The sequence below is a fragment of the Alteromonas australica genome (genome assembly GCF_000730385.1).
Classification (GTDB): domain Bacteria; phylum Pseudomonadota; class Gammaproteobacteria; order Enterobacterales; family Alteromonadaceae; genus Alteromonas; species Alteromonas australica.
This window is the reverse complement of sequence record NZ_CP008849.1, coordinates 770,144-793,509: the sequence shown is the minus strand read 5'-3', so window position 1 is coordinate 793,509 and position 23,366 is coordinate 770,144. Positions and strand designations below refer to the sequence as shown.

Sequence of the window (23,366 nt, the reverse complement as noted above, 5' to 3'; positions counted from 1 at the left end):
CTGAGGAACTGTAATCGGGTATGCCACTTTCAACACAAAAGCTAAGACGCATTCACGTCTTAGCTTCCACGTTACTCGTTAAGGCAAATTAGTCTTCAAGACCAACTGTTACCCAACCCAGTGTCCAGTCAGACTCACCATCGAATGCGCCTTGGAAATCAGTGCTATCAAAGAAGCTATCCAATGTTGATGCATCGAAACCTGAGCCTAATAGTGCTGAATCGCTACCAGGCACATAGCCTGTTGAATCTAGGCTTAGCGCTGCGGTGTCAGCTAATACACTGTTACCGTCCTGGGCTAAGAACCATGCTTCAGTAGTGTCAGTGCCGATGGTATCAGAACCAAATGCGCTGTCAGAGCTACATGCAACCGTTGAATGTGTCACAGTCAGTTCACCTGCATCAGCATTGGCAATTGATTCGTCACCGTTCACACGTAGACAGTTGCTGTAATCTGCGCCACCAGTAACCACCAAGTTTTTAATTGTACCTGCTGTACCGTTACGTAGACGTACGCCGTTTGTGCCATCAGCACCGATGATAGTCACGTTCGATACTGTTGGTGTAGTCAGTGGTGTCCAAGATGGGTTGTCTTCGTTGTTATCTGCTTCGAAGGCATTGTCGCCACCGTCAGCTGATTGCTTGATAACCACGTACTGTGCGTTACCCGTCCAACCAAAAGACCAATCTAGTGAGTCATCACCAATGGCAGTCAGTACCAAGTGGCTTACGCTCACTGTGCCACCGAAGAACTCAACACCGTCATCTAGGTTTTGATGAACTTGGATAAAGTCAACTTCAGTACCGCTACCTACACCTGCGAATGAAATACCGTTTAGTTCATCACCTGCCGCAAGCGCTTTACCAGCGTGCTTAACCACGACATAACGAAGAGTACCTGAACTGTCTTCAGAATCAGCACCGCCATAGAGGCCTGCGTCACCTTCAGCGGCCACACCACAGCTGGCTAGCTCAGCATCTGACGTATCTGCGTCATCACCTGTGTTACATAGGTTAGTCGGTGCATTACCTAAAATAACCAAACCACCCCACTGACCGATATCGGTTTCGCCACCCGTCATATCTTCAGACGAAGTGAAAACAATAGGTAGTGTCGCTGTACCTGAAGCTTCAATTTTAGAGCCGCGACGAACCACTAAGAAATCGTCACCGTCTTCACCGAATACGGTAGTACCACGTTGTATATAAAGGGTTGCGCTATCTGCGTTGTCTTCACCGACTGCAGTGCGGCCTTTAAGTACCCAGTGTGCGTCGTTGGTTAACGATACATCAGTAGTAAATACTGTGTCAGCAGCGAGTTGGTAAACTGGCTTATCAGTAATAGACGCAAAGTTAGCAGATACGTCTGTTGCAAGACCTTGCTCAAATGCACTTGTTACATCTGAAGGAATAGAATCATTAACCGCGACAGTCCATCCGTCCATCCAGTTGTTGTCGCCATCGAATGCACCTATGTAATCTGTTGCAGCGAAGAAGTCATTCACTTCAGAGGCATCCGCGCCAGCACCCAGTAGTGGTGAACCAGAGCGTGGTGTGAAACCGTCAGTTGAAAGCATTAGTGCATCAGCTGTTAATACGCTGTTGCCATCTTGACCTTCAAACCATGCTTGCGTAGTGCCACCGTTAATGGTGTCAGAACCGAAGTTTGCATCGTCTTCACAAGCAACAATTGAATTTTCAACGGTAAGCGTACCTGCTTCAGCGTTTGCAATTGACTCGTCACCGTTTACACGTAAGCAGTTAGAGTAACCTTCACCAGCCGTCACTACCACATTGTAAAGTGCGCCTGCCGTTCCGTTACGTAAACGAACACCATTTGTGCCGTCTGCGCCCACGATAGTCACGTTAGAAATAATAGGCGTCGTCAACGGCGTCCATGCTGGGTTGTCTTCATTGTTGTCGGCTTCGATAGCGTTATCGCCACCCGCGGCAGACTGTTGGATGTACACGTTTTGTGCATTACCTGTCCAACCGAAAGACCAATCTAGAGAGTCATCACCAATGTCAGTTAGTACAATGTTACGTACGCTTACCGTACCACCGAAGAACTCAACACCATCGTCCAGGTTTTGGTGAACTTGGATATATTCCACTTTAGTGCCTGAACCGATACCCGCAAATGAGATACCGTTAAGTTCGTCACCAGCCGCTAATGCGCGACCTGCGTGCTTAACGACAACATAGCGAAGCGTACCTGAGTTATCTTCTGCATCGGCACCGCCATAGAGACCTGCATCACCTTCAGCAGCAACACCACAGCTTGCTAGCTCAGCATCTGATGTGTCAGCGTCATCACCTGTGTTACACAGGTTAGTAGGCGCATTACCAAGAAGAACAATACCACCCCATTGACCAATCGAGGTTTCATCACCCGTTAGGTCTTGAACTGAAGTGAAAGTAATTGGCGCAGAAGCCGTACCGCTTGCTTCAATCATTGAGCCACGACGAACCACTAAGAAGTCATCACCCTCTTCACCGAATACTGTTGTGCCCTGTTCAATGTAAAGCGTTGCACTGCTGTCGTTATCTTCACCCACCGCAGTACGACCTTTGATTAGCCAGTAAGCGTCGTTTGTAAGGGTTACGTCAGAAGTGAACGTTGTGTCATCACCAAGTGCGTATACCGGCTTATCTGTTAGCTCTGGGAAGTCGCTAGATACGTCAGTTGCTAAGCCTTGTTCAAATGCATTTTGAACATCACTAGGGAAACCGCCGTTTACACCCACAGTCCAGCCAGAAGTCCAGTCCTCACCATTAGGGTCGAATGCACCGATATAGCCGCTACCGCTAAGCGCAACAGGCGATGAAGACGTTGGGAAGTAACCGTTGTCTTCAAGCATTAAATCAGCAGGCGTTAATACGCTGTTGCCTTCTTGGCCTTCAAACCACGCTTGGGTAGTGCCACCGTCGATTGTGTCTGAGCCAAAGTTGTTGGCCGGCGTTTCACAAGCCACAATGGAATCAGTAATGGTTAGTTCGCCAGACTCAGCATTAGCGATAGACTCATCGCCATTAACACGCAAGCAATTTGACGCGGTTGCAGAACCCGTCACTAATACATTTGATAGCACGCCCGCAGTACCGTTACGCAGACGAACACCGTTTGTGCCATCAGCACTGACGATAGTAACGTTTGAAACAGTCGGCTTAGTAAGCGGTAACCAAGAAGGGTTATCTTCATTGTTATCTGCTTCAATCGCGTTGTCACCGCCGTCTGCTGATTGCTGGATATAGACGTTTGTTGCGCTACCTGTCCAACCGAATGACCAATCTAAAGAGTCATCACCGATATCAGTAAGTACAACGTTACTTACGCTTACCGTACCGCCGAAGAATTCGATACCGTCATCAAGGTTTTGGTGAACTTGAATGTAGTTTACCGTTGTCCCTGAACCGATACCTGCGAATGAAATACCGTTTAGCTCGTCGCCAGAAGCCAGTGCTTTACCAGCGTGTTTAACCACAACATATTCAAGAATACCTGAATTGTCTTCTGGGTCGTTACCGCCGTAAAGGCCTGCATCACCTTCTGCAGACACACCACAGTTAGCTAGTTCGTCGTCTGACGTTTCAGCGTCATCACCTGTGTTACATAAGTTGGTAGGTGCATTACCTAAAAGAACCACACCACCCCATTGTCCAATAGAGGTTTCTTCACCAGTTACGTCTTGGATAGAGGTCATAACGATGGGGTCTGAAGCCGTACCGGTTGCTTCAATTTGAGAACCACGACGAACCACTAAGAAATCGTCACCGTCTTCACCGATAACCGTAGTACCTTCTTCAATATAAAGTACTGTGGAATCTGAGTTATCGTTACCTACCGCGGTACGGCCTTTAATGATCCAGTGTGCATCATTGGTCAGTGTCATTTCCTGAGTAATAACAAGGTCGCTATCTAGGCGATAAACTGGCTTATCTGTAATAGCAGAGAATTCACTAGAAGCATCTGTTGCAAACCCTAGTGAGAAAGGAGTATCCACGTCAGGGGTGGTAGGCGTAGTTGGTGTAGTGGGAGTTGTTGGTGTAGTTGGAGTTGTTACAACTTCATCACCTTCGTTAATAACGATATCGCCGCCGCAGCCTGCAAGAATAAGTGCAGTCGTGATTGCACTTACCTTAAATACATTACGAAATTCCATTAAATTCTCCAAGGTTCTAGTAGTATGGATTTTTAGGTTTCGTAGAGAGTAAATGACATGGGTGACATTTTTGTTACAAAAGGAAAATCTTTGGAATTTTATTGGAACTTTTTGGAATTTAAGCTAACCCGATGATCGAGAAAGATTTTCTCAATCAACTTCAGTATCTTATTGAAAAAGCATGTCCCTCGCCGTTAGTTTTTTGTACGAAACCACTTGGTTATGACAGTTTTATTACCGTCTGTGACAGGCTCAGCGAAATGAATACTATTAAGATTTGGTTGCCCATCGTACAAGAGGTTATTCCAAAATAGTGCCTTGCCGATTTTGGGTTTGATTGCGAGTTTCAACTTAGTAAATCGAGTATGCCCCCCGTCACAATCTTCGTTCAGGTAAATCATACAGGTCCAACTTCTTTGCCCTCGTGCAGCACAATGGGCTTTATACTGCGGCGTGCCTGGGGGGAAAAAGTCATAATGTGGTTTGTAATATTCCCCCACGTTATAATGCTGCGCTTGAATAACCTCTTTCTCACCTACCCCTAACTGCAGGGCGTCAACAATCTTAGTATTAATTGCCTCCACTAAAGGGTTATTCAAAAATGCGAGTTCACAGGTAGACGAGGTACGAATATTGTCGGAAGACGCAGCGCCTGCGAGTTTTGACGGCGCTAGCTTGTCTTTTGATAGCTGAATAACACCCTCACATTCCTCTTTCGTTAAAAAGCCGTCAATGGCATATAACTGTATTCTATCGTCAGAAACCAATTTTTCAGCGTTTGTGTTGTTGATTATTGCTGCGTTTGCAAGGGCGCGATAAAATTCACTCTCGTGTGAAAAGGCAATATTCGGGGGTAGGTTACTACCTAAAAGTGTGCGAATAACGGAAGGAACAAAACCATTTTCGTAAAGTGTTTGCGCAATAGACACGGTGTTTTGACCGCTAAGTAAGCACTTAACCACCCAACTTTTCCATTCTGGCGCGACGTTACTCATAACCTGATGTCACTCTAAAATTCGTCGCTGACGCACAAGGACATCTTCACGAATAGGAAAATAGCCATCTCTCACCACCTGCTGCTGCCCTTGTCTAGACAATACATAGCGCAGAAATTCCCGCTCTAACGTGGGCAGAGGTTCACCCGGCTTTTTATTCACTACCAGATAAAGGAAGCGAGCAAAAGGGTATGACTCGCTTCTCACTGTATCGATACTTAAGGGCGTGAGCGTATCCATGGTTTCCCCCAAGGGCAAGGCCCTTACGCCCGCTGTTTTATATCCATAAGCAGCGTATCCCATGGCACCTTCACCAGATGCAACAGAGAGCACAACTGACGCAGAACCGGGTTGTTCGTTAACCGTGTTGCTGAAGTCGCCATCACACAAGGCGATAACTTTGAATAACCCATAGGTTCCAGATACGGAATTACGACCATATAAGCGTATAGGGCCCTGAAATTCTGGGTCAGTTAAGCCCAATTGTGACCAACGCTCGATATTGCCATTCCCACCACAGTATTGGGTTTCAGAAAAAATCGCATCAACTTGCTTTAATGTTAGCCCTTCCAGCGGATTTCGTCTCTCTACAAAAATCGCTATGGCATCCATAGCCACTTTCAGCACCACTGGCGGATACCCATGTTTACGCACAAAATCTCTTACTTCACTGGGTTTTAATTCACGGCTCATTGGGCCAATGGTCGCCGTCCCCTCAATTAGGGCTGGGGGAGCAGTAGACGAACCGGATGCTTGAATTTGAAATCCAACTTGCGGATAAAGCGCTTTAAACTCTTGAGACCAAAACGTCATTAAGTTGGCGAGAGTATCTGAACCTACAGAGGTGATTTTTCCAGCGACCCCGGGTTGGCGTTCATACTCAGGGACATCAATAGGCCTATTTTCAGGGGCGGATAACGCGATATGAGAGACACAGAAGAACGAAAAAAAACACAATAAAGATGAAACACGCCTTGACCACATTTACTCTTGCTCCGCAATGAGCTCTTTATCTAATACGAAGGAAAACTGACTGCCCTCGCCCACCGTACTGGTAATTTCTAGACGAGAATTATGATGGCTTAATACATGTTTTACAATAGAAAGCCCCAAACCTGAACCGCCGGTTTTTCGCGATCTTGCCTTATCGACGCGGTAAAAACGTTCTGTTAGTCGGTTGAGATGCCCAGGCTCAATGCCTTCGCCGTTATCAACTACGGAGAAACGAGCACCTTGCGGCGTACTTTGCCAATGTACGTTTATTTCGCCTTTTGCAGGCGTATAATGTACCGCATTGAATACCAGGTTTGAACAGGCACTGCGTATCTCGGTTTCAACGCCATAAACTTGTAAATCTGGTGCAACATGAAACCGGATAGTATGCTGCTTTTCTTTATTGAGGGTGTTGGCTTCTAGCTCTATCTGCTTTAACACCGCAGGCATGTTCACTACATTTTCATAAATACGTTCAGAGCTTGCTTCAATACGAGAAAGTACAAGCAAATCCTCAATAAGGTTTTGCATACGGTGGGTTTGCGCAGTCATCTCTTTCATGGCTTTTTGCATAAAAGGATCAGCGTCTTCGTCCATCGGTATTATTTCTAAATAACCGTTTATCACAGTAAGCGGTGTACGTAATTCGTGAGACACATTGGCCACGAAGTCTTTACGCATTTCTTCGAGCTGCGACACCCGAGTGATATCCCTGGCAATTAACAATAAGTGTTCTTCGCCATAGGGCATTATGCGGTATTCAAAGGTTTTGTTCGGATTGGTGGGTGACGGCACTTCTATTGGATATTTAAAGTTACCAGCATGAAAATACTGGATAAACTCAGGGTGACGTAGCAAGTTATCTAATCGCCTGCCTGCGTCTTGCGGCCACTTTAAGCCTAGGTCGAGACGTGCCAAACGGTTGCACCAAATAATGCAAGCTTTAGAATCCACCACAACTGCAGCATCAGGCAGGGCTTCCGACCCTTCTCTAAAGCGCTTTACCAGTTCCCCGAGTTCTTTACGTTTATTTCTGTTTCGGCGTTGAAGATAATAAATACCTTCATAAATATGCTCCCACACCCCTTTCACCATAGGCGGAGACATTTTTCGACTGTGCCACAGCCAACGATTTAATTTATATAAGTGCCAATAATTAAACAGCAGTAGTAGTGTCGCGCCTATTGCGATGGCTAAAAGCATATCATCGATGTACCACCCGATTAGCGCGAATACCAACAGGTATAAAACTAATCGAAGAGAGCTTCTCAACCAGGAGAATGGGTAATACATAATAAAAATAGGCCTAAAGAGGAGAAAACAATTGCGGGTTTAGGCGCCTGCGCCCCTAAACCAAAATAACAAAACCTAACCGACTATAATTTGGTAGAAAACCGATAACCGGCTCCACGCACTGTCTGAATCATAGCATCATGACCATGACGAGAGATAGCTTTGCGTAGGCGTCTGATATGTACGTCAACGGTTCGATCTTCAACATACACATTTGTTCCCCAAACATTATCGAGCAACAACTCACGGCTATATACACGTTCTGGGTGCGTCATAAAGAAATGTAACAGCTTAAATTCCGTGGGCCCCATATCTAGAGGTTCATCGTTAGCCATTACACGATGAGAAACAGGTTCTAACTTGAGCCCGTTAAATTCGATTGGTTCTTCGTTAGACGTAGGCGTAACACGACGCATCACGGCTTTAATTCGCGCAATGAGTTCTTTAGGTGAAAACGGCTTGGTAACGTAATCATCAGCCCCTGCATCTAATCCACGAATTTTATCTTCTTCCTCACCTCGTGCGGTAAGCATAATAACGGGGATATCACGAGTAAACTCATGTTGCTTTAGGCCCTTTGCCAATTGCACACCGCTGCCGCCAGGTAGCATCCAATCGAGTAGAATTAAATCTGGGTAAGGCTCACAAATTTTTTCTTGTGCAATATCGAAATCTTCAGCTTCAATAATATTGAAGCCAGATTGCTCAAGCACAAATTTAAGCATTTCACGGATGGGCGCTTCGTCCTCAACCACCAAAACTGTTCGAGACATTGTTGTTTTCCTGCTCATCACAAATCGCCGCTATTATTCATGTGCTCTATGACACTTTTATTAAAACGATTACATTTATGTGTCAACTTGTTTATTGGTACATAAGCTAAAGTTTAAATTCACCTGCTTGTTTATTCATTCTTTTATGCATATTCTTGGCTATAGCGTAAACGGATATTTTAACATCGGAGCAGTTTTATCAATGAAGGCCATTAAAACTGGGTTATCGAAAAAATTATTAACCAGAGTGCTTTCTGTTTACTTCATTCTTACTGTCATCGTTACTGTAGGCCAAATATTTACCGAATATTTAAGTACCAAAAATCATGTTGAAGGTGAATTACAAACCTTAAAAAACACCTTCTCATCTAGCCTAACTCGTGCACTGTGGGAATTGAATACCGAACAAGCCCGCTCTATCGCCGAGGGCCTTCTTGAACTGCCCATTGTAGAGGGCGTGCAAGTAAGAGGGGAAAACGGCAATTTTGTCGCAGAGTTTGGCATTAAAGCACAACGAACGAGTAACACGGTACAAGAAGCGGTCATTGAAGACCATTCAGGGGGGTTATTTAGTTATACCTTTCCGCTTATTTTCAAATTTGCTGGCCGAGAATCTACCGTTGGCGACGTCACTTTATATTCAAGTTTCGATACTATTTTTGGCAGAATCGAAGTGGGCATTTTCTTTCTCATTGGCAATGCGATTTTAAAAACCACCTTTTTGGTTTTTTTATTCATGACCGCCTTTAGAAATATGCTTTCTGAGCCATTAGGCGAAATTACGCAGCAAATGGAAAGCTTCGATCCTCAGCATCCTGAAGACAGCAAACTCGTCATACGAAAAGTCGATGAGTGTGAAATATTACAGCTAAAGGAATCATACAATCAGGTTATCGACGACTTAATTGCCTCGCATTCGAAACTTAAGGGCACCCAGGAACAACTTCGACATGCGAATAAAAAACTCGATGACCAAAACCTAATTTTAGAGCAAGAAGTCGCTAAGAAAACCGCGTCACTTTCGCAAATTATGTTGGATTTAGAACAACAAAAAGATGAATTAATTGCCAACCAAAGAGAGTTGAGGCAGGAAATAGAAAATCGCCGCTATATTGAGGATGAACTTCGCAAACGTAATGATGAGATCGCCAGCTCTATGGAGCATTTGCAATTAGCGAAAGATCAATTAGTCGATTCGGAAAGAATGGCCTCTTTAGGCGGGTTAGTGGCAGGTATAGCTCACGATGTCAATACACCATTGGGCGTAAGTGTTACCGCAGCCAGCTTTTTACAAGAACGCTTAAATAATGTGAAATCAAACTTTGAAGATAAAAGTTTAACCACAAAAAACATGGCAAATTTTATTGATGAAGCTGAGCAAACCACCCATCTACTGCTGACCAACCTAAACCGAGCATCAGAGCTGATTGCCAGCTTTAAACAAGTTGCGGTAGACCAAACAAGTGACGCTGTACGTGAGTTTAATTTAAATGACTATTTGGCTGAAATTGTGCAATCCCTTAAACCGAGCTTCAAACAAACCCACCATGTTATTAAGGTAAATTGCCCCCCTGATTTGGTCATACGCTGCGCTCCGGGAGCGATTGCACAAATAGTCACAAATATGGTGATGAATTCATTAGTGCACGGTTTTGAGAGCACCAATGAAGGGGTCATTTCACTTGAAGTCACCCAGGCAAATAACGAAGTTGCCATGCTTTACCAAGACAATGGCAAAGGGCTATCTGAGTCGCACCTAGAAAAATTGTTCGATGCTTTTTTCACGACTAAGCGCGAAGATGGCGGAAGCGGCCTGGGTACGCACATCATATACAATTTAGTGACCCAGTCTTTGTCAGGGCATATTGAGGCGCGCAGCGAACCTTACCAAGGGCTAACGTATAGCATTCATTTCCCCACCGGCCTTGGCGCCTAACATTCACTATCTGGGGCGCATTTTGCGTTGCGAAGCAGCGGCTTGATTGGTACGCTTGCGCCCCGTTTTGAAAAGAGACATCCCTATCATGTGGTTCAAAAACATAAAAGCTTATCAAATTACCCAGCCTCTCTCGCTGAACGATGAAGACTTAGAAAGCGCATTACAGGCTCAAGCCTTTCGCCCTTGCGGTAGTCAGGATGTTGCTACTATGGGCTTTGCGTCACCATTTTCACAAGCCGGAAAGCAGGGTGCGATGTTTCACTGTGTGCAGCAGCGCTACTGGATAACCGTTAAAAAACAAGAAAAAATCCTCCCTGCGGCTGTGGTCAATGCAGAACTTGACGAGATGGTGGCGAAAATCGAAATGGAAACGGGTGCGCCGGTAGGTAAAAAAGCCAAGGCCGATCTCAAACAAGAAATACAAACCCGATTACTGCCACAAGCCTTTACTAAAAACAGCTACACCCATGGCTTTATTTCCCTTGCCGATAACCTGGTGGTTGTCGACGCCTCAGCAGACGGAAAAGCCGAAGCCTTTCTGGCCCTTGTTCGCAAAGCGATTGGCTCCCTTCCGGTTGTTCCTTTTGCTCGCCATAGCTTACAGTCAGAGCTTACCCATTGGCTAACTGACAATGCGCCAGACGGTATTGGGTTATTAGAAGAAGCAGAGTTTAAATCAACGGATGACTCAGGCAGTATTATCCGCTGTAAGAATCAACCATTAGACAGTGACGAGATTAGCATTCACCTTGATGCTGGCAAGTTGGTTCAAAAAGTCGCGTTTGAATACCAAGAGTCCCTTACCGCTGTGATTGCAGAAGATGGGTCCCTCAAGCGAGTGAAATTTACCGATAGGTTGAAAGAAGAAACCGATGATGTGCCTAAGGACCAAGTAGAAGCAAGGCTTGACGCCGAGTTTGCGTTAATGTCTGCAGAAGTATGTACCCTAATGGGATTTTTGCGCACGGCATTAAACCTTAACGAAGATAACCTTTAGTTCTCATTTTTCGATGCATTTGGGTAATGGATGATAGTGAGAAAACGGGTTTTCCCTACTTTGTCTTCGTACCTATGAGGTTGGTCTGCGTCAAACACCCATTGCTGACCAGCCTCTATAATATGCCATTGCCCCTTGGTGAATATTCCCAGTCTACCTTCCAACACATGAATATGTTCACTCACACCTTTCTGATGCGCGGTAGACTGCTGTTGGTGTAGGGCGGTAAGTGTAATGTCGAAGGCTTCAAATTGTTTTGATTTATCGTAAGAAAACAGCGTTTTTACATGCATGTTAGGGTCGTAAATCGAGCCTTCACCTTCTGCAATTGAATGGCATGATTCTGCTGTTAAAAAGGAAGAAAAAGAAACCTGTAACCCCGTGGCTATTTTCCATAACTTGGCTATTGTGGGGCTAGATTCACACCGCTCAATTTGCCCGAGCATGGCTTTAGATACCCCGGTGAGCGCCGCAGTTTTGTCTAACGACAATCCCCTTTCTTGTCTTATTGCTTTTAGCCGCTCTGAAATACAGTAAGCAAACACTTCATCTTTTTTATTCTTCATTCTACCTGCCAATAAATTGCATTAGATTAGTCACTCTTAGCCCACCGTTTTACCTGTATTCGAACGCCGCTAAGGCTAAGGTGCCACCCATCACTTGTGCGTTATAGCGCACAAGTGATATAGTAGCAATCTTGTACGTTATAACGCACAACGATATAACTCAATAAAAAAGGGACAGCCCCAGAATGATTCCGTCTTTTTCACTTCGTCATGTCACAGCTGGGTTTACCGCGGTGGTGGTTGGGTATAGCAGCGCTATTGTCATTGTGATTGATTTAGCCCGAAAGGCCGGCGCTAACGACGATATGATCATTAGCTGGCTGTTAGCACTGGGCTTGGGGATGGGAGTTTCTTGTATCATTTTCTCCTGGCTGACCAAAATGCCTGTGGTCACGGCCTGGTCTACCCCAGGAGCCGCCTTTTTAATCGGTAATGTAGGAGATTATACTTTAGCAGAGAGCATAGGTGCGTTTGTTGTGTGTGCGTTACTCTCACTGGCCACCGCACAAAGTACACTGTTACTTAACGCCATAAAGCGAATTCCTTCTTCGATTTCATCAGCATTGCTGGCAGGCATACTGTTGCCCATATGCTTAGCTGTGTTTGTTGACGTAGGCAACCACCCTTTTATTGTTTTTCTCTATCTTGCGGCCTACATTTTGGGTAGCTTATTTTTCGCCAGATACCTCATGCTGATGCTTTTGGCACTGTCCATTGTCGTCAGTTATTCATTGCAAGGCGTCATAGATATCCACTTCACCCCTCCTATTCCAGTGTGGGTAACACCTACATTTTCTCTTTCTGCGACGATTGGGTTAGCTATTCCTCTTTTTATCATTACTACCCTGTCGCAAAATTTACCCGGGATCGCTATTCATCATGCTCACGGGTATACGCCCCAGCATAAGCCGATTTTAAGCGGAATTGCACTGATACAATTAGTGTTAGCCCCCTTTGGTGGTTTTACTTTCAATTTAGCTGCCATTACCGCCGCGTTATGCATGGGCAAGGACGCAGACCCGGATAAGAATCAGCGCTATAAAGCCGCAATAATGGCTGGCTGCGGGTATTTACTGATGGGGGCGTTAGCGTCTTTGGTGGTGGTTCTGTTTGTGGCAATGCCTGTGGTGGTCGTGCATTTATTGGCGGGGTTAGCGTTGTTAGCCACACTAAAAACATCTCTGGCACAGAGTTTACGCGATGAGCAACACCGTCATGCGGCACTTGTCACCTTTTTATGCACAGCATCTGGCTTTACGTTCTTGACCATTTCCTCCGCGGTATGGGGGCTTTTACTCGGACTTATTTTGTTGTTTGTAGAAAGGCGGCAAAAATAACCTGGGTTATCCTTGCCACCATAACGACGGAAAGCTAGGCAAAAATCTGTCTGGCCGCCGCAGAAAGCTCTGCAAATTCGTCTGAATGCAGGATCGCAATATCGTCTACTACATCCCGCTGAACGGCAAGGTTTAACACCGCATCTTTTTGACTTTCCATGGAGCCAGCCAGAGCCGCTCCCACTCTTACAAAATCAACGTAAGACACGTTTTCTGGTATAAAACTCAGATCTTTACAGTGCTTCGCAACATCCACAAAGACATCACCAAACGCCCATTCACGCATGATACTTGCGCCAATTCGGCCAGATAACTTATCAATCGCCACTTCTAAAAAAGTGGGGTTAGCAAATACCTCAGGGTGCCTTTCCGCTTCCGTTAAGATGGGCAGCACACCGATATTGTGTACAAGAGCCGCTAGCGTCATGGCGTCCATGCTCATCTCTCGGTTTTTCGTTCGGGCGATATAAAGCTGTAAAACGGCCATGGAATTAGCAACAACATTGACGGTGTTTTTCCATTCTTCTTGTAGATAGCGCGCGACCACGTCATTTTTTGAAACAAACAGTTGTTCCATGGCTAAGGCTGTAGAAATGTTCTTTATTTGTCTAAGCCCTATACGGGTGACGGCTTGGCTAATAGAAGCAACTTTGACACTGCGGCCCATATAAGCGCTATTGGCAATTTTTATCATTCTTGCGCTTAAGGATGGGTCTTGGCCAATGACTTCACCCATGCTGTTTAGGTTAATATCTGGGTTATCTGCCGCCTTTCGCACTTTCAGTGCAATAGCGGGAAGCGTGGGAAGTACTAATGTGTCATTGTTGATTTTCTCAACTAATATAGTTGAAAGCGCGTTCTGTGTAGACATAAACCTACCTTTTTAAGTGTGCCGTACCGCCTCATCGGACAGTATACGACTGCTGCCTGCTGTTAAATATCGATCGACTCGTTTAAGGTGATCAAATTTCCGTGACTATTATAAGCTTACTTTTTTCCACTCGACGCGTCCAAAAAGAAAAGCACTGTTTTTATGATAGCAGGAATACCCCTGCTCAATTATGATAATGCCAGTTGTATAATTATTGTTATTAAACATAAGACTAAGCTTAGACAACCAGGCCGGGTTTGCCGAATAATTTACGGTAATTTTTTTAGCATTAACTAACGATAGAATAAATGATGATATTTAAGAAAACGATGAAAGCATATGCCCCTTTATCTCTCGCTTTAGCAGTAGCTCTAGCCACTAGCGGTTGTGGTAAGACGCCTAGTCAAGTGACAGAGTCGAGTAATGATAGTGCCCAACAGGAAGCCGCTAGACTGCTGGTAGACCCTTCTAGGCTCAATATTTATCATCCTGTTGAATTAAAAAGTGACCTTTCACATTTAAGTGATAATCAAAAGACCATGGTGAGCTTGCTGATTGATGCAGCGGAAATCATGGATGACTTATTTTGGAAGCAAGCTTTCTTTGGTGATAAAGCCACTTTTTTAAACAGCTTTAACAATGAAAACATCCGTCATTTTGCCGCTATAAACTATGGTCCTTGGGACAGGTTAAACGGTGATGCACCTTTCTTGTCTGGCTATGATGCTAAATCTCACGGCGCGGAGTTTTACCCCCACACTGTCGATAAAGCCACACTCGCCAGCGCAAATATTAGCGATAAAACCAGCCTGTATACGCTTATCAAAGAAAACGAAGCAGGTAAGCTTGTTTCAGTGCCTTATTCGGTTGCCTACAAGCAATCGCTTTCAAGAGCAGCGGATATTCTACGCAAAGCAGCGACATTCGCTGACAATCAGGCTTTTGCTGAATATTTAACTTTGCGTGCCGAAGCGCTGGTGACAGATGAATATTTTGAGTCTGACATGGCGTGGATGGACATGAAAACCAATCCTATTGAATTGGTTTTAGGCCCAATAGAAACCTATGAAGATCAATTGTTCGGATACAAAGCTGCCTTTGAAGCTTATGTCCTAATTAAAGATCTCGCATGGAGTGAGAAGCTAGCAAAATACGCAGCCTTCCTTCCAGAGCTACAGCAGGGTTTGCCCGTGGCAGAAGAGTATAAAGCGCAAATGCCCGGTTCTGACGCCGACTTAAATGCCTACGATGTGGTTTATTACGCGGGGCATTCAAATGCGGGCAGCAAAACCATTGCAATAAACTTACCCAACGACGAACGCGTTCAGCTAGAAAAAGGCACTCGCCGCTTGCAACTTAAAAATGCGATGCAGGCAAAGTTTGACCATATTCTAATGCCTATCGCGCAAACTCTGATTGTGCCCGAGCAGCGGCAGCACATTACCTTCAACGCCTTTTTCGCCAATACTATGTTTCATGAGGTCGCTCATGGTTTGGGAATAAAAAACACGCTGAATGGCAGCGGTACAGTCAGACAGGCCTTAAAAGAGCACGCGTCTGCGCTTGAGGAAGGAAAAGCCGATATTTTAGGGTTATATATGGTGCAGAGCTTACTTAAAAAGGGCGAGATCACCGAAGGCACATTAGAAGATTACTATGTGACGTTTATGGCAGGGATTTTCCGTTCAGTTCGCTTTGGTGCATCAAGTGCCCATGGAAAAGCCAATATGATCAGATTCAACTTTTTTGCCCAGCAAGGCGCTTTCGAAAAAACACCAGACGGGTTTTATCGCGTCAATATGGTGAACATGGGCGCAGCAGTAGAAGCACTGTCTGAGCTTATTCTTACCCTTCAAGGTGATGGAAATTATGACGGCGTATCTGAACTTGTCGATACGATGGGCGTGATAAAACCGCAACTTGCTAGTGATTTAGCAAAACTTGAAGCCGCGAATATCCCTGTGGATATTCACTTTATTCAAGGAAAGGACGTGCTTGGTTTAAACTAGAGACCATGCTACCTATCCATTTTGCCAACAGGCTCGCCAGTGGCGAGCCTGTGTCATTTCAAGACGCTTCCTACTTCCTAACGACTTAGGCGGCGACAATGTTTAACTTACTCCAGCGGCTTCGCTTTGTCGGTGTAAGGAGGCCACCCCATAAGACGCCCAGCTAAAACATGCAAATGTATATGGTAAACCGTTTGGCCGCCAAACTCGTTACAGTTCATTACCGTACGATAGCCCTGTTCAGCAACACCGAGTTCTGCCGCCACCTTGGCAGCTACGTACGACAGATGCCCCACTATTTCTCGGTCTTCTTCTGCAATATCATTAATGGTAGCAATAGGCTTTTTAGGGATAACAAGAAAATGAACCGGTGCTTGTGGATTAATGTCTTTAAACGCAAGCGATAACGCATCTTCATATAAAATGTCGGCGGGAATGTCTTTATTTATAATTTTGGTAAAAATAGTCTCTGACACGTTTTATTCCTTCAAGTACTCTCGTAGGGTTTTCCCTACACAAAAACGAACCATAAAAGCAGGGCGCCCAGCAATAGCCGGTAAATGACAAAAGGCAGCATACCGATGCGGGAAATCCAGCTTAGGAAAAGGTAAATACATAAGTAAGCACTAACAAACGAGAAAGCAGCACCATAGAAAAGTGCAGCCCAATCAACGGCCTCTTTCGCTTGCAGTAAATCCCATGTTGCCAACAAGCCCGCTCCCAAGATGACGGGAATAGATAATAAAAACGAAAACCTGGCACAGCTTTCCCGATCTAGCCCCATGAGTAATCCAGCCGTCATGGTAATACCTGAGCGAGACGTGCCTGGAATTAGCGCCAAGACTTGAAAACACCCAATAACGAGTGATTGTTTTAATGTTAGCGAGTCTAATTGGCGTGTGTGTTTTGCTTTGCTGTCGGCATACCAAAGTAACAGTCCAAATAAAATCGTTGTGGCTGCAATAACAAGTGCCGTTCGCGCATTTTCTTCTATCCAGCTCTTGGTTAAAAAACCAATAATCACCGCCGGTATGGTCGCCACAATCACATACCACGCCAGCTTACTGTCGGTGGTCTGATTTCGGCTAAACCCCTTGGTTAACCAAGCCACGGTCATCTGACTTATTTCTTGCCTAAAATAAATCATGACAGCCAACAAGCTACCTACGTGTACGGCCACATCAAATGCTAAGCCTTGACTCACCCAACCAAATAATTCTGCTGGCAGCAATAAGTGACCCGAGCTACTGATGGGCAAAAACTCCGTAATTCCCTGAATTAACGCAAGTATTATAATTTCAAAGAGTGTCATTCCTTTGCTTAGCTCCAAGTAAAATTGATAGGTTGTAATCGCTGTTTCTGTTTATCAAATGCACGCCACAACTGCGCATAGCTTTTGCCTGTGGTGGGGTGAATGCCTTCTGGCACCAACTCAGCCAAAGGCCACAGTACAAATGCGTTGTAGAGGATTTCTTCCCGCGGTAAACGCACCGGGGTATCTATGACAACATCATCATATGTCAATAAATCGAGATCGAGGGTGCGAGAACAAAACTTTTTTTCTTGATGTTTTCGGCCATGATCTCGCTCTATTTGCTTAAGAACATGACACACATCTTCTATTGAACGTTCGGTATCTGCGCTGACGACCGCGTTATAAAAAGGGCTGCCGTCAAAACCTACAGATTCACTTTCATACACCGACGAACACTTAATATTAAAGAAATACGCTTTCATGGCAACCAATGAAGCGCGAGTATAATGCGCTCTATCGATATTCGACCCTACACTAATTAATATTTGATGGAGAGCCATTCACGTTCTTGCCCGAGAAAGCGCCACCGCCACACGACGGGCATTTGGCAAAATGCCAGGCTTAACGATTTTAATGCTAATCCCTTGTACAGGAAATTGCTGAAGCACGGTATCCATGACTTTAGCGCCAAAGGCTTCAAGTAATTCAAATTGACTTTCTTTTCCCACCTGAACCACACAGTCGGCCACTTTGGCATAATCGATGGTATCCATAACATCATCTGACGCCATGGCTTTTTCTAATTCTGCCTCAAGCTCAATATCTATGCTTAATTCTGTTAAACGCTCTCGTTCCCAATCGTATACACCAATGAGCGTATCAACGGATAACCCTTCAATAAATATTTTTCCCATAACCCTTTTCAACATTACGCACTGGTCTTACTAGCACACATTCGTTGCTGTTCGCGCCAAGTGAACTAGATTAACAACTTAGAATAAAGTAGTTTTACGCTTCACAAGCGTTTACTGACTACTTGAGTAGGTCACTATACCGTTGTAGTGTCGATGGGGGCAACACGGATAAGTGTAATCGCAAAAGATAAATGGCAACTGCCCGTCAATGGCCAACGTGGAGAGATTTTTAACGCTTATGATGCTGTCGCTAACGCTTTTGATGATGGGGGTAGCCTACTTATTTGGCTCACTCTCTAGTGCGGTTTTAATTTGCAGGTTGTATGGCTTACCAGACCCTCGCACAGCAGGTTCTCAAAATCCTGGGGCAACAAACGTGTACCGTATAGGTGGCCGAGTACCTGCTTTACTGGTGTTAGTGATGGACATTTTGAAAGGCACCATTCCAGTGTATGCCAGCTACTTTATGGCCATAGAACCGGTTTACTTGGGCTTAATTGCGATTGCAGCCTGTCTAGGGCACATATTTCCCCTGTACTTTGGTTTCATTGGCGGGAAAGCCGTGGCTACTGCATTTGGCGCTATGCTACCTATTGGCCTCGACTTGGCAGGTTTGCTGGTATTGAGTTGGATAGTGACCGTGTTTTTAGTCGGCTATTCCTCGTTAGGTGCCATTGTCGCCGTGTCGTTAGCCCCCATTTTCACTTGGTTAATAAAACCTTTGTATACAGTACCTGTGGCCATGCTCTCTCTCCTTATTATTTTGCGACACAAGCAAAATATAACAAGGCTCCTTCAAGGCACCGAAAGCAAAATTTGGGACAAGGGTAAAATTAAAGAATAAACCCTGCCATCACGTTTCACCTACGCACTAAATGGCCGTCAACTCATCTAGCGGCCAACGAGGTTTGGCTTTAGATGACAGCGGTAGGGTCTCACCGGCTTTTAGTCGCTGCATACCCGCATAAGCAATCATTGCCCCATTATCGGTACAATATGCGAGGCTAGGATAGAACACCTCACCGCCCATGTCTTGCATGAGCGATGTCATTTTCTCTCTCAACATGGTGTTTGCACTTACCCCTCCGGCAATAACTAAGGTTTTCATTCCCGTTTGTTTAAGGGCGCGCTTACATTTTATAATCAGTGTATCAATCACCGCTTCTTGGAAAGCAAAGGCAATATTTGCCTGGCTCTGCTCACTACCGTCACTATCGCGAATCGTGTTGGCCGCAAAGGTTTTCAAACCACTAAAGCTAAAATCTAAGCCTGGTCTGTCTGTCATGGGACGAGGAAACTTATAATGACCAGGCTCCCCTTTTTCAGCCAACTTCGCCAATAAAGGCCCGCCAGGGTAATCTAACCCCAGCAGCTTTGCGGTTTTGTCAAAGGCTTCGCCGGCGGCATCATCAATTGATTCGCCCAACAATTCGTACTGACCTATACCCTCTACCTTCACCAACATAGAGTGGCCGCCTGATACAAGCAATGCAACAAAAGGAAAGCCTGGCGCTTGTGTTTCTAACATGGGGGCGAGTAAATGCCCTTCCATATGATGAACACCTACGGCAGGTACATTCCATGCGTAGGCTAACGAGCGCCCTACTGATGAACCAACAAGCAAAGCGCCAACCAGGCCTGGCCCTTGTGTAAACGCCACACCATCAAGGTCTTGTGGTGATGTGTTTGCATCAGCCATTGCTTTTTCAATTAAAGGGACAATCTTTCTAACGTGATCCCGAGAGGCGAGTTCTGGCACTACGCCGCCATAGTCTGCATGTAATTTTACTTGGCTGTATAACTCATGGGAAAGTAGCCCTTGCGCATCGTCATATACGGCGATACCTGTTTCATCACAAGATGTTTCAATTCCTAAAATTCGCATAGTGCCAATACCCTAATAACTCACAATAAAACATGCGTAAACAGCAACATAATGATGACCGTTGCCAACCACGTTAAATAAACAAAAAACTTACGACGTAGAATGCTCGCGCTTTTCTTCGATTTTGTGTAGGATCCGCGCCTTCGCGGGAAGGATCAATACCGATTGTCGCTGCCATCGCCCTTTTTAAAGGCTTAATTGGCGCAGAGTTTACCTTTATTCGCAAATTCATGAAATGGTAACAAACAGAAATACGCAGTATTGGCTATTTTTTAGCAATTCGTGCTTTACATTCTGCGTAGAAATGATTAGAATTTCGCACCATTTTTAACCCGGGTGGCCTTTTTAGCGCACAATTTACCCGGAATTACACAGCAAAAGTTTTGAGGTGAGTGTTTAATGCCTATCGTTAAAGTTAGAGAAAACGAGCCGTTTGATGTAGCGCTGCGTCGTTTTAAGCGTTCTTGTGAAAAAGCAGGCGTACTATCTGAAGTTCGTCGTCGTGAGTTCTTCGAAAAGCCTACTTGGGAACGCAAGCGTAAGAAAGCCGCTGCTAAAAAGCGTCATCTTAAGAAGTTGGCTCGTGAAAACGCACGTCGCGTAAAACTCTACTAAAACAGGGTTAAGTTACGAGCTTGAAAGGTGTTGCATTTGCAGCACCTTTCGCGTTTCTGGGCCTCTATTTTTATTTCCCGCTATTTTTGGAGAGCATCATGGCTTTGATTGACGAGTTAAAAAATGCGCAAAAAGACGCAATGCGTGCAAAAGACAAAGTTCGTCTTGGCACAATTCGTATGGCGCTAGCAGCAATAAAACAAAAAGAAATTGATGAACAAATCACCTTAGATGATACGGCTATTTTGGCGGTTCTCACAAAAATGGTGAAACAACGTGTTGATGCAGCAAGCCAATTTGATGCCGCCAACAGAGACGATCTCGCCAGTAAAGAGCGAGAAGAAATTGTGGTTATCGAAGCGTTTTTACCTAAGCCGCTAAGCGAAGACGAATTAAATAGCTTAATCGACGATGCAATGGCGTCTACCGGGGCTTCAGGCATGCAAGACATGGGTAAGGTGATGGGTGTGCTTAAACCTCAAGTACAAGGCCGAGCCGACATGGGCGCATTAAGCGGCAAAATTAAGGCGCGTTTAAACGCCTAACGCTCCGTTGTGATAAAAAGGTGACAGTATGGCAACCCTATACTGTCATTCTCATTTATCTCCTTCCCTGTTAAAGTACTTCCCTGTACAGTACTTATCGTTTTAAGCATTTATGTCTTCTCATGGCCGGAAAAATACCTCGCGATTTTATTGATGATCTCCTTTCACGCACAGATGTTGTCGATATTGTCGACAGTCGCGTTAAATTAAAGAAGGCGGGAAAGAACTACCAAGCCTGCTGCCCTTTCCACAATGAGAAAAGCCCCTCTTTTACCGTAAGCCAAGAAAAGCAGTTTTATCATTGCTTTGGCTGTGGTGCTCATGGCAACGCCATTTCCTTCATGATGGAATTTGACCGCCTAGAGTTTGTTGAAGCGATAGAAGAATTAGCCCGTTTTCATGGTCTGGAAGTTCCCAGAGAAAAAGGCAGTCGTCCTGCCATGAGCGAAGAGAAAAAGCAGCAGCAATTAGATGATTATAGCTTGATGGATCAAGTTGCACGCTTTTTTCAACAACAGTTACGCCAGAATAGTAACAGTGAAAAAGCCATTAATTACCTGAAACAACGGGGATTAAGCGGCGACATCGTGAAGCAATGGGAAATTGGCTACGCGCCAGACAGCTGGGACGCACTGCTTAATACCTTCGGTAAAAGTCCGGATAAAGTAAAGCAACTGATCGATCTGAAACTGGTTAATCAAAACGATCAGGGACGCCGATACGACTTTTTCCGCGACAGAATCATGTTTCCTATTCGCGATAAACGTGGTCGCGTGGTGGGCTTTGGTGGTCGAGTTTTAGATGACGGCGGCCCTAAATACTTAAACTCGCCAGAAACCCGTATTTTCCACAAAGGCAGCGAGCTGTTTGGTTTTTACCACGCTCGTCAGCAAAATCGTCAGCTCGACACCGTGGTGATTGTTGAAGGATACATGGACGTCGTCGCCTTAAGTCAATTTGATATTAATATTGCCACTGCCGCCTTAGGGACTGCCACCACACCAGAGCATATCCAAATGTTGGTGCGCGCGACATCACATATTGTGTGCTGCTACGACGGTGATAGAGCCGGGCGAGAAGCCGCATGGCGCGCACTTGAAAATGCGCTTCCAGCGTTAAAAGATGGCGTAAGGCTATCCTTTTTGTTTCTTCCTGACGGAGAAGATCCAGACACCATGGTGCGACAAGTCGGTAAAGAGGCATTTATGACCATGCTTGATTCCGCTATGCCCTTATCTCGGTTCTTCTTCGAAAACCTATTAAAAACCCACAATGTGGGTACCCCCGAGGGAAAACGTGCATTAAAAAATGCGGCCCTGCCGCTTATTGAGGGCGTATTAGGGGATGATCAAAAACAAATGCTGCTAGAAGAACTGGCGAAACACACCGGTGAATACGACAGATTTAAATTACAGCAAGATATCTCAAAAGCGAATAATGCTGGCCGTAAACCTGGCTACTCTCCCAACCTTAACCAAGTGGGCAAAACCCGTTTATCGCCTTTACGCATGCTTATTCGATTATTGTTAGACATGCCTTCTTTGGCCACGAGATGCCAGGAAGTTCAGCCTGGGGTATTTGCCGGTAGCCAAGCTGCAGGCATGGATTTGTTACTTGCGGTTCATCAGTATTGTACGCAGCATCCACATGCTACAACAGCGCAACTGGTTGAAAACTTCCGTGACCATCCCCATTCTCCTACTATCGCGAAATTATTGTTACAAGAACATCTCGTAAAAGACGAAGATGCTGAACGTGTATACACCGACAGCTTTGCTCGTCTTCTTGATTGGCATTTCGATAGCCGCATTGAAACTTTAATCTCCCGTTCACGGGTTCAACCGCTGTCAAAGGCGGAGAAAGAGGAATTAAACCTGTTAATGAAGGAACGTCAGAAAAGCTGACTTAATGGTTAGCTTGAAAAACTGGCTAAAAAACCAGCCGCCAATCTGGTAAAACCACCTGTTATTCTGCTATACTGGCTAATTCGCTGCAGGCATACTTACAATCACAAATGTGAACAAAAATGCAGCAACGTAAGTAGCAAATATATCGCCGAATATAACGGGCAGAACCAAACCCGAGCAGATGTGCACCGTTAAGCTTAACGTGACATCGAGCGGAAGCGGCAGTAAACAACTAGCAGTACGACAGCATAAAGGGAACATACAATCATGTGTGTTGTCTTTTCTATTGCAAACTAATTGAATGTGAGAA

General features: G+C 45.1%; 20 protein-coding genes. 8 read left to right on the top strand and 12 right to left on the bottom strand.

Annotated features, from left to right (window positions below; all coding sequences use genetic code 11):
- Positions 1-88: 88 nt before the first annotated feature.
- The 5 genes from EP13_RS03450 to phoB form a co-directional block, all read right to left on the bottom strand.
- Positions 89-4,162 (bottom strand): hypothetical protein, encoded by a 4,074-nt coding sequence (locus EP13_RS03450; protein ID WP_044056042.1) that lies wholly within the window; start codon positions 4,160-4,162, stop codon positions 89-91.
- A 194-nt stretch (positions 4,163-4,356) separates the two neighbouring features.
- A complete protein-coding gene (locus tag EP13_RS03445; RefSeq protein ID WP_044056041.1) occupies positions 4,357-5,157 on the bottom strand; it encodes a prolyl hydroxylase family protein in 801 nt (266 codons plus the stop codon).
- A 9-nt stretch (positions 5,158-5,166) separates the two neighbouring features.
- A complete protein-coding gene (locus EP13_RS03440; protein WP_044056040.1) occupies positions 5,167-6,141 on the bottom strand; it encodes a PstS family phosphate ABC transporter substrate-binding protein in 975 nt (324 codons plus the stop codon).
- Positions 6,142-7,443, bottom strand: coding sequence for a phosphate regulon sensor histidine kinase PhoR (gene phoR, locus EP13_RS03435; protein ID WP_044056039.1), 1,302 nt, complete (start codon positions 7,441-7,443; stop codon positions 6,142-6,144).
- A gap of 83 nt (positions 7,444-7,526) precedes the next feature.
- Complete coding sequence (gene phoB, locus EP13_RS03430; RefSeq protein WP_044056038.1) at positions 7,527-8,216, bottom strand: phosphate regulon transcriptional regulator PhoB; 690 nt, start codon at positions 8,214-8,216, stop codon at positions 7,527-7,529.
- A 202-nt stretch (positions 8,217-8,418) separates the two neighbouring features.
- Between phoB and EP13_RS03425 the strand changes: the two genes are divergently transcribed.
- The gene (locus tag EP13_RS03425; protein ID WP_044056037.1) at positions 8,419-10,152 is read left to right on the top strand and encodes a sensor histidine kinase; all 1,734 of its coding nucleotides are present in this window, start codon (positions 8,419-8,421) and stop codon (positions 10,150-10,152) included.
- An 88-nt stretch (positions 10,153-10,240) separates the two neighbouring features.
- Positions 10,241-11,152 carry a recombination-associated protein RdgC gene (gene rdgC / locus EP13_RS03420; RefSeq protein WP_044056036.1) on the top strand — a complete coding sequence of 304 codons (912 nt, stop codon included), beginning with the start codon at positions 10,241-10,243 and terminating at the stop codon, positions 11,150-11,152.
- Here rdgC and EP13_RS03415 read toward each other — a convergent pair.
- The gene (locus tag EP13_RS03415; RefSeq protein ID WP_044056035.1) at positions 11,149-11,718 is read right to left on the bottom strand and encodes a helix-turn-helix domain-containing protein; all 570 of its coding nucleotides are present in this window, start codon (positions 11,716-11,718) and stop codon (positions 11,149-11,151) included. The genes rdgC and EP13_RS03415 overlap by 4 nt on opposite strands.
- A gap of 185 nt (positions 11,719-11,903) precedes the next feature.
- Here EP13_RS03415 and EP13_RS03410 point away from each other — a divergent pair, with 185 nt between their 5' ends.
- Positions 11,904-13,055, top strand: coding sequence for a benzoate/H(+) symporter BenE family transporter (locus EP13_RS03410; RefSeq protein WP_044056034.1), 1,152 nt, complete (start codon positions 11,904-11,906; stop codon positions 13,053-13,055).
- 34 nt (positions 13,056-13,089) lie between these two features.
- Here EP13_RS03410 and EP13_RS03405 read toward each other — a convergent pair whose 3' ends face one another.
- A complete protein-coding gene (locus EP13_RS03405) occupies positions 13,090-13,926 on the bottom strand; it encodes an HDOD domain-containing protein (RefSeq protein ID WP_044056033.1) in 837 nt (278 codons plus the stop codon).
- Positions 13,927-14,237: 311 nt separating this feature from the next.
- On the opposite strand from EP13_RS03405, the gene EP13_RS03400 reads away from it, so the two are divergent.
- On the top strand, positions 14,238-15,935 hold the full coding sequence (locus tag EP13_RS03400; RefSeq protein ID WP_408605303.1) for a dipeptidyl-peptidase 3 family protein: 1,698 nt from the start codon (positions 14,238-14,240) through the stop codon (positions 15,933-15,935).
- 107 nt (positions 15,936-16,042) lie between these two features.
- Here the strand turns inward: EP13_RS03400 and EP13_RS03395 are convergent, their stop codons facing one another.
- From EP13_RS03395 to folB, 4 genes are read right to left on the bottom strand one after another with little or no spacing between them, the layout of a single operon-like run.
- Positions 16,043-16,411, bottom strand: coding sequence for a histidine triad nucleotide-binding protein (locus EP13_RS03395; protein WP_044056032.1), 369 nt, complete (start codon positions 16,409-16,411; stop codon positions 16,043-16,045).
- Between the two features lie 35 nt (positions 16,412-16,446).
- On the bottom strand, positions 16,447-17,247 hold the full coding sequence (locus EP13_RS03390; RefSeq protein WP_044056031.1) for an undecaprenyl-diphosphate phosphatase: 801 nt from the start codon (positions 17,245-17,247) through the stop codon (positions 16,447-16,449).
- Positions 17,248-17,255: 8 nt separating this feature from the next.
- A complete protein-coding gene (gene folK, locus EP13_RS03385) occupies positions 17,256-17,750 on the bottom strand; it encodes a 2-amino-4-hydroxy-6-hydroxymethyldihydropteridine diphosphokinase (protein WP_044056030.1) in 495 nt (164 codons plus the stop codon).
- Positions 17,751-18,104 (bottom strand): dihydroneopterin aldolase, encoded by a 354-nt coding sequence (gene folB / locus EP13_RS03380; protein WP_044056029.1) that lies wholly within the window; start codon positions 18,102-18,104, stop codon positions 17,751-17,753.
- A 241-nt stretch (positions 18,105-18,345) separates the two neighbouring features.
- Here folB and plsY point away from each other — a divergent pair, with 241 nt between their 5' ends.
- A complete protein-coding gene (plsY, locus tag EP13_RS03375) occupies positions 18,346-18,948 on the top strand; it encodes a glycerol-3-phosphate 1-O-acyltransferase PlsY (protein WP_044058708.1) in 603 nt (200 codons plus the stop codon).
- Positions 18,949-18,975: 27 nt separating this feature from the next.
- Here the strand turns inward: plsY and tsaD are convergent, their stop codons facing one another.
- Entirely contained in the window at positions 18,976-19,989 is a 1,014-nt protein-coding gene (gene tsaD, locus EP13_RS03370) for a tRNA (adenosine(37)-N6)-threonylcarbamoyltransferase complex transferase subunit TsaD (protein WP_044056028.1), read from the bottom strand.
- Positions 19,990-20,388: 399 nt separating this feature from the next.
- Between tsaD and rpsU the strand changes: the two genes are divergently transcribed.
- The 3 genes from rpsU to dnaG all read left to right on the top strand — a co-directional run bounded on the left by rpsU (position 20,389) and on the right by dnaG (position 23,053).
- Positions 20,389-20,604: a 30S ribosomal protein S21 gene (gene rpsU, locus EP13_RS03365; protein WP_012517258.1), complete on the top strand. Its 216-nt coding sequence runs from the start codon at positions 20,389-20,391 to the stop codon at positions 20,602-20,604.
- A 98-nt stretch (positions 20,605-20,702) separates the two neighbouring features.
- On the top strand, positions 20,703-21,149 hold the full coding sequence (locus tag EP13_RS03360; protein ID WP_044056027.1) for a GatB/YqeY domain-containing protein: 447 nt from the start codon (positions 20,703-20,705) through the stop codon (positions 21,147-21,149).
- A gap of 122 nt (positions 21,150-21,271) precedes the next feature.
- Positions 21,272-23,053: a DNA primase gene (gene dnaG, locus EP13_RS03355; RefSeq protein WP_044056026.1), complete on the top strand. Its 1,782-nt coding sequence runs from the start codon at positions 21,272-21,274 to the stop codon at positions 23,051-23,053.
- The last annotated feature ends 313 nt before the right edge of the window (positions 23,054-23,366 follow it).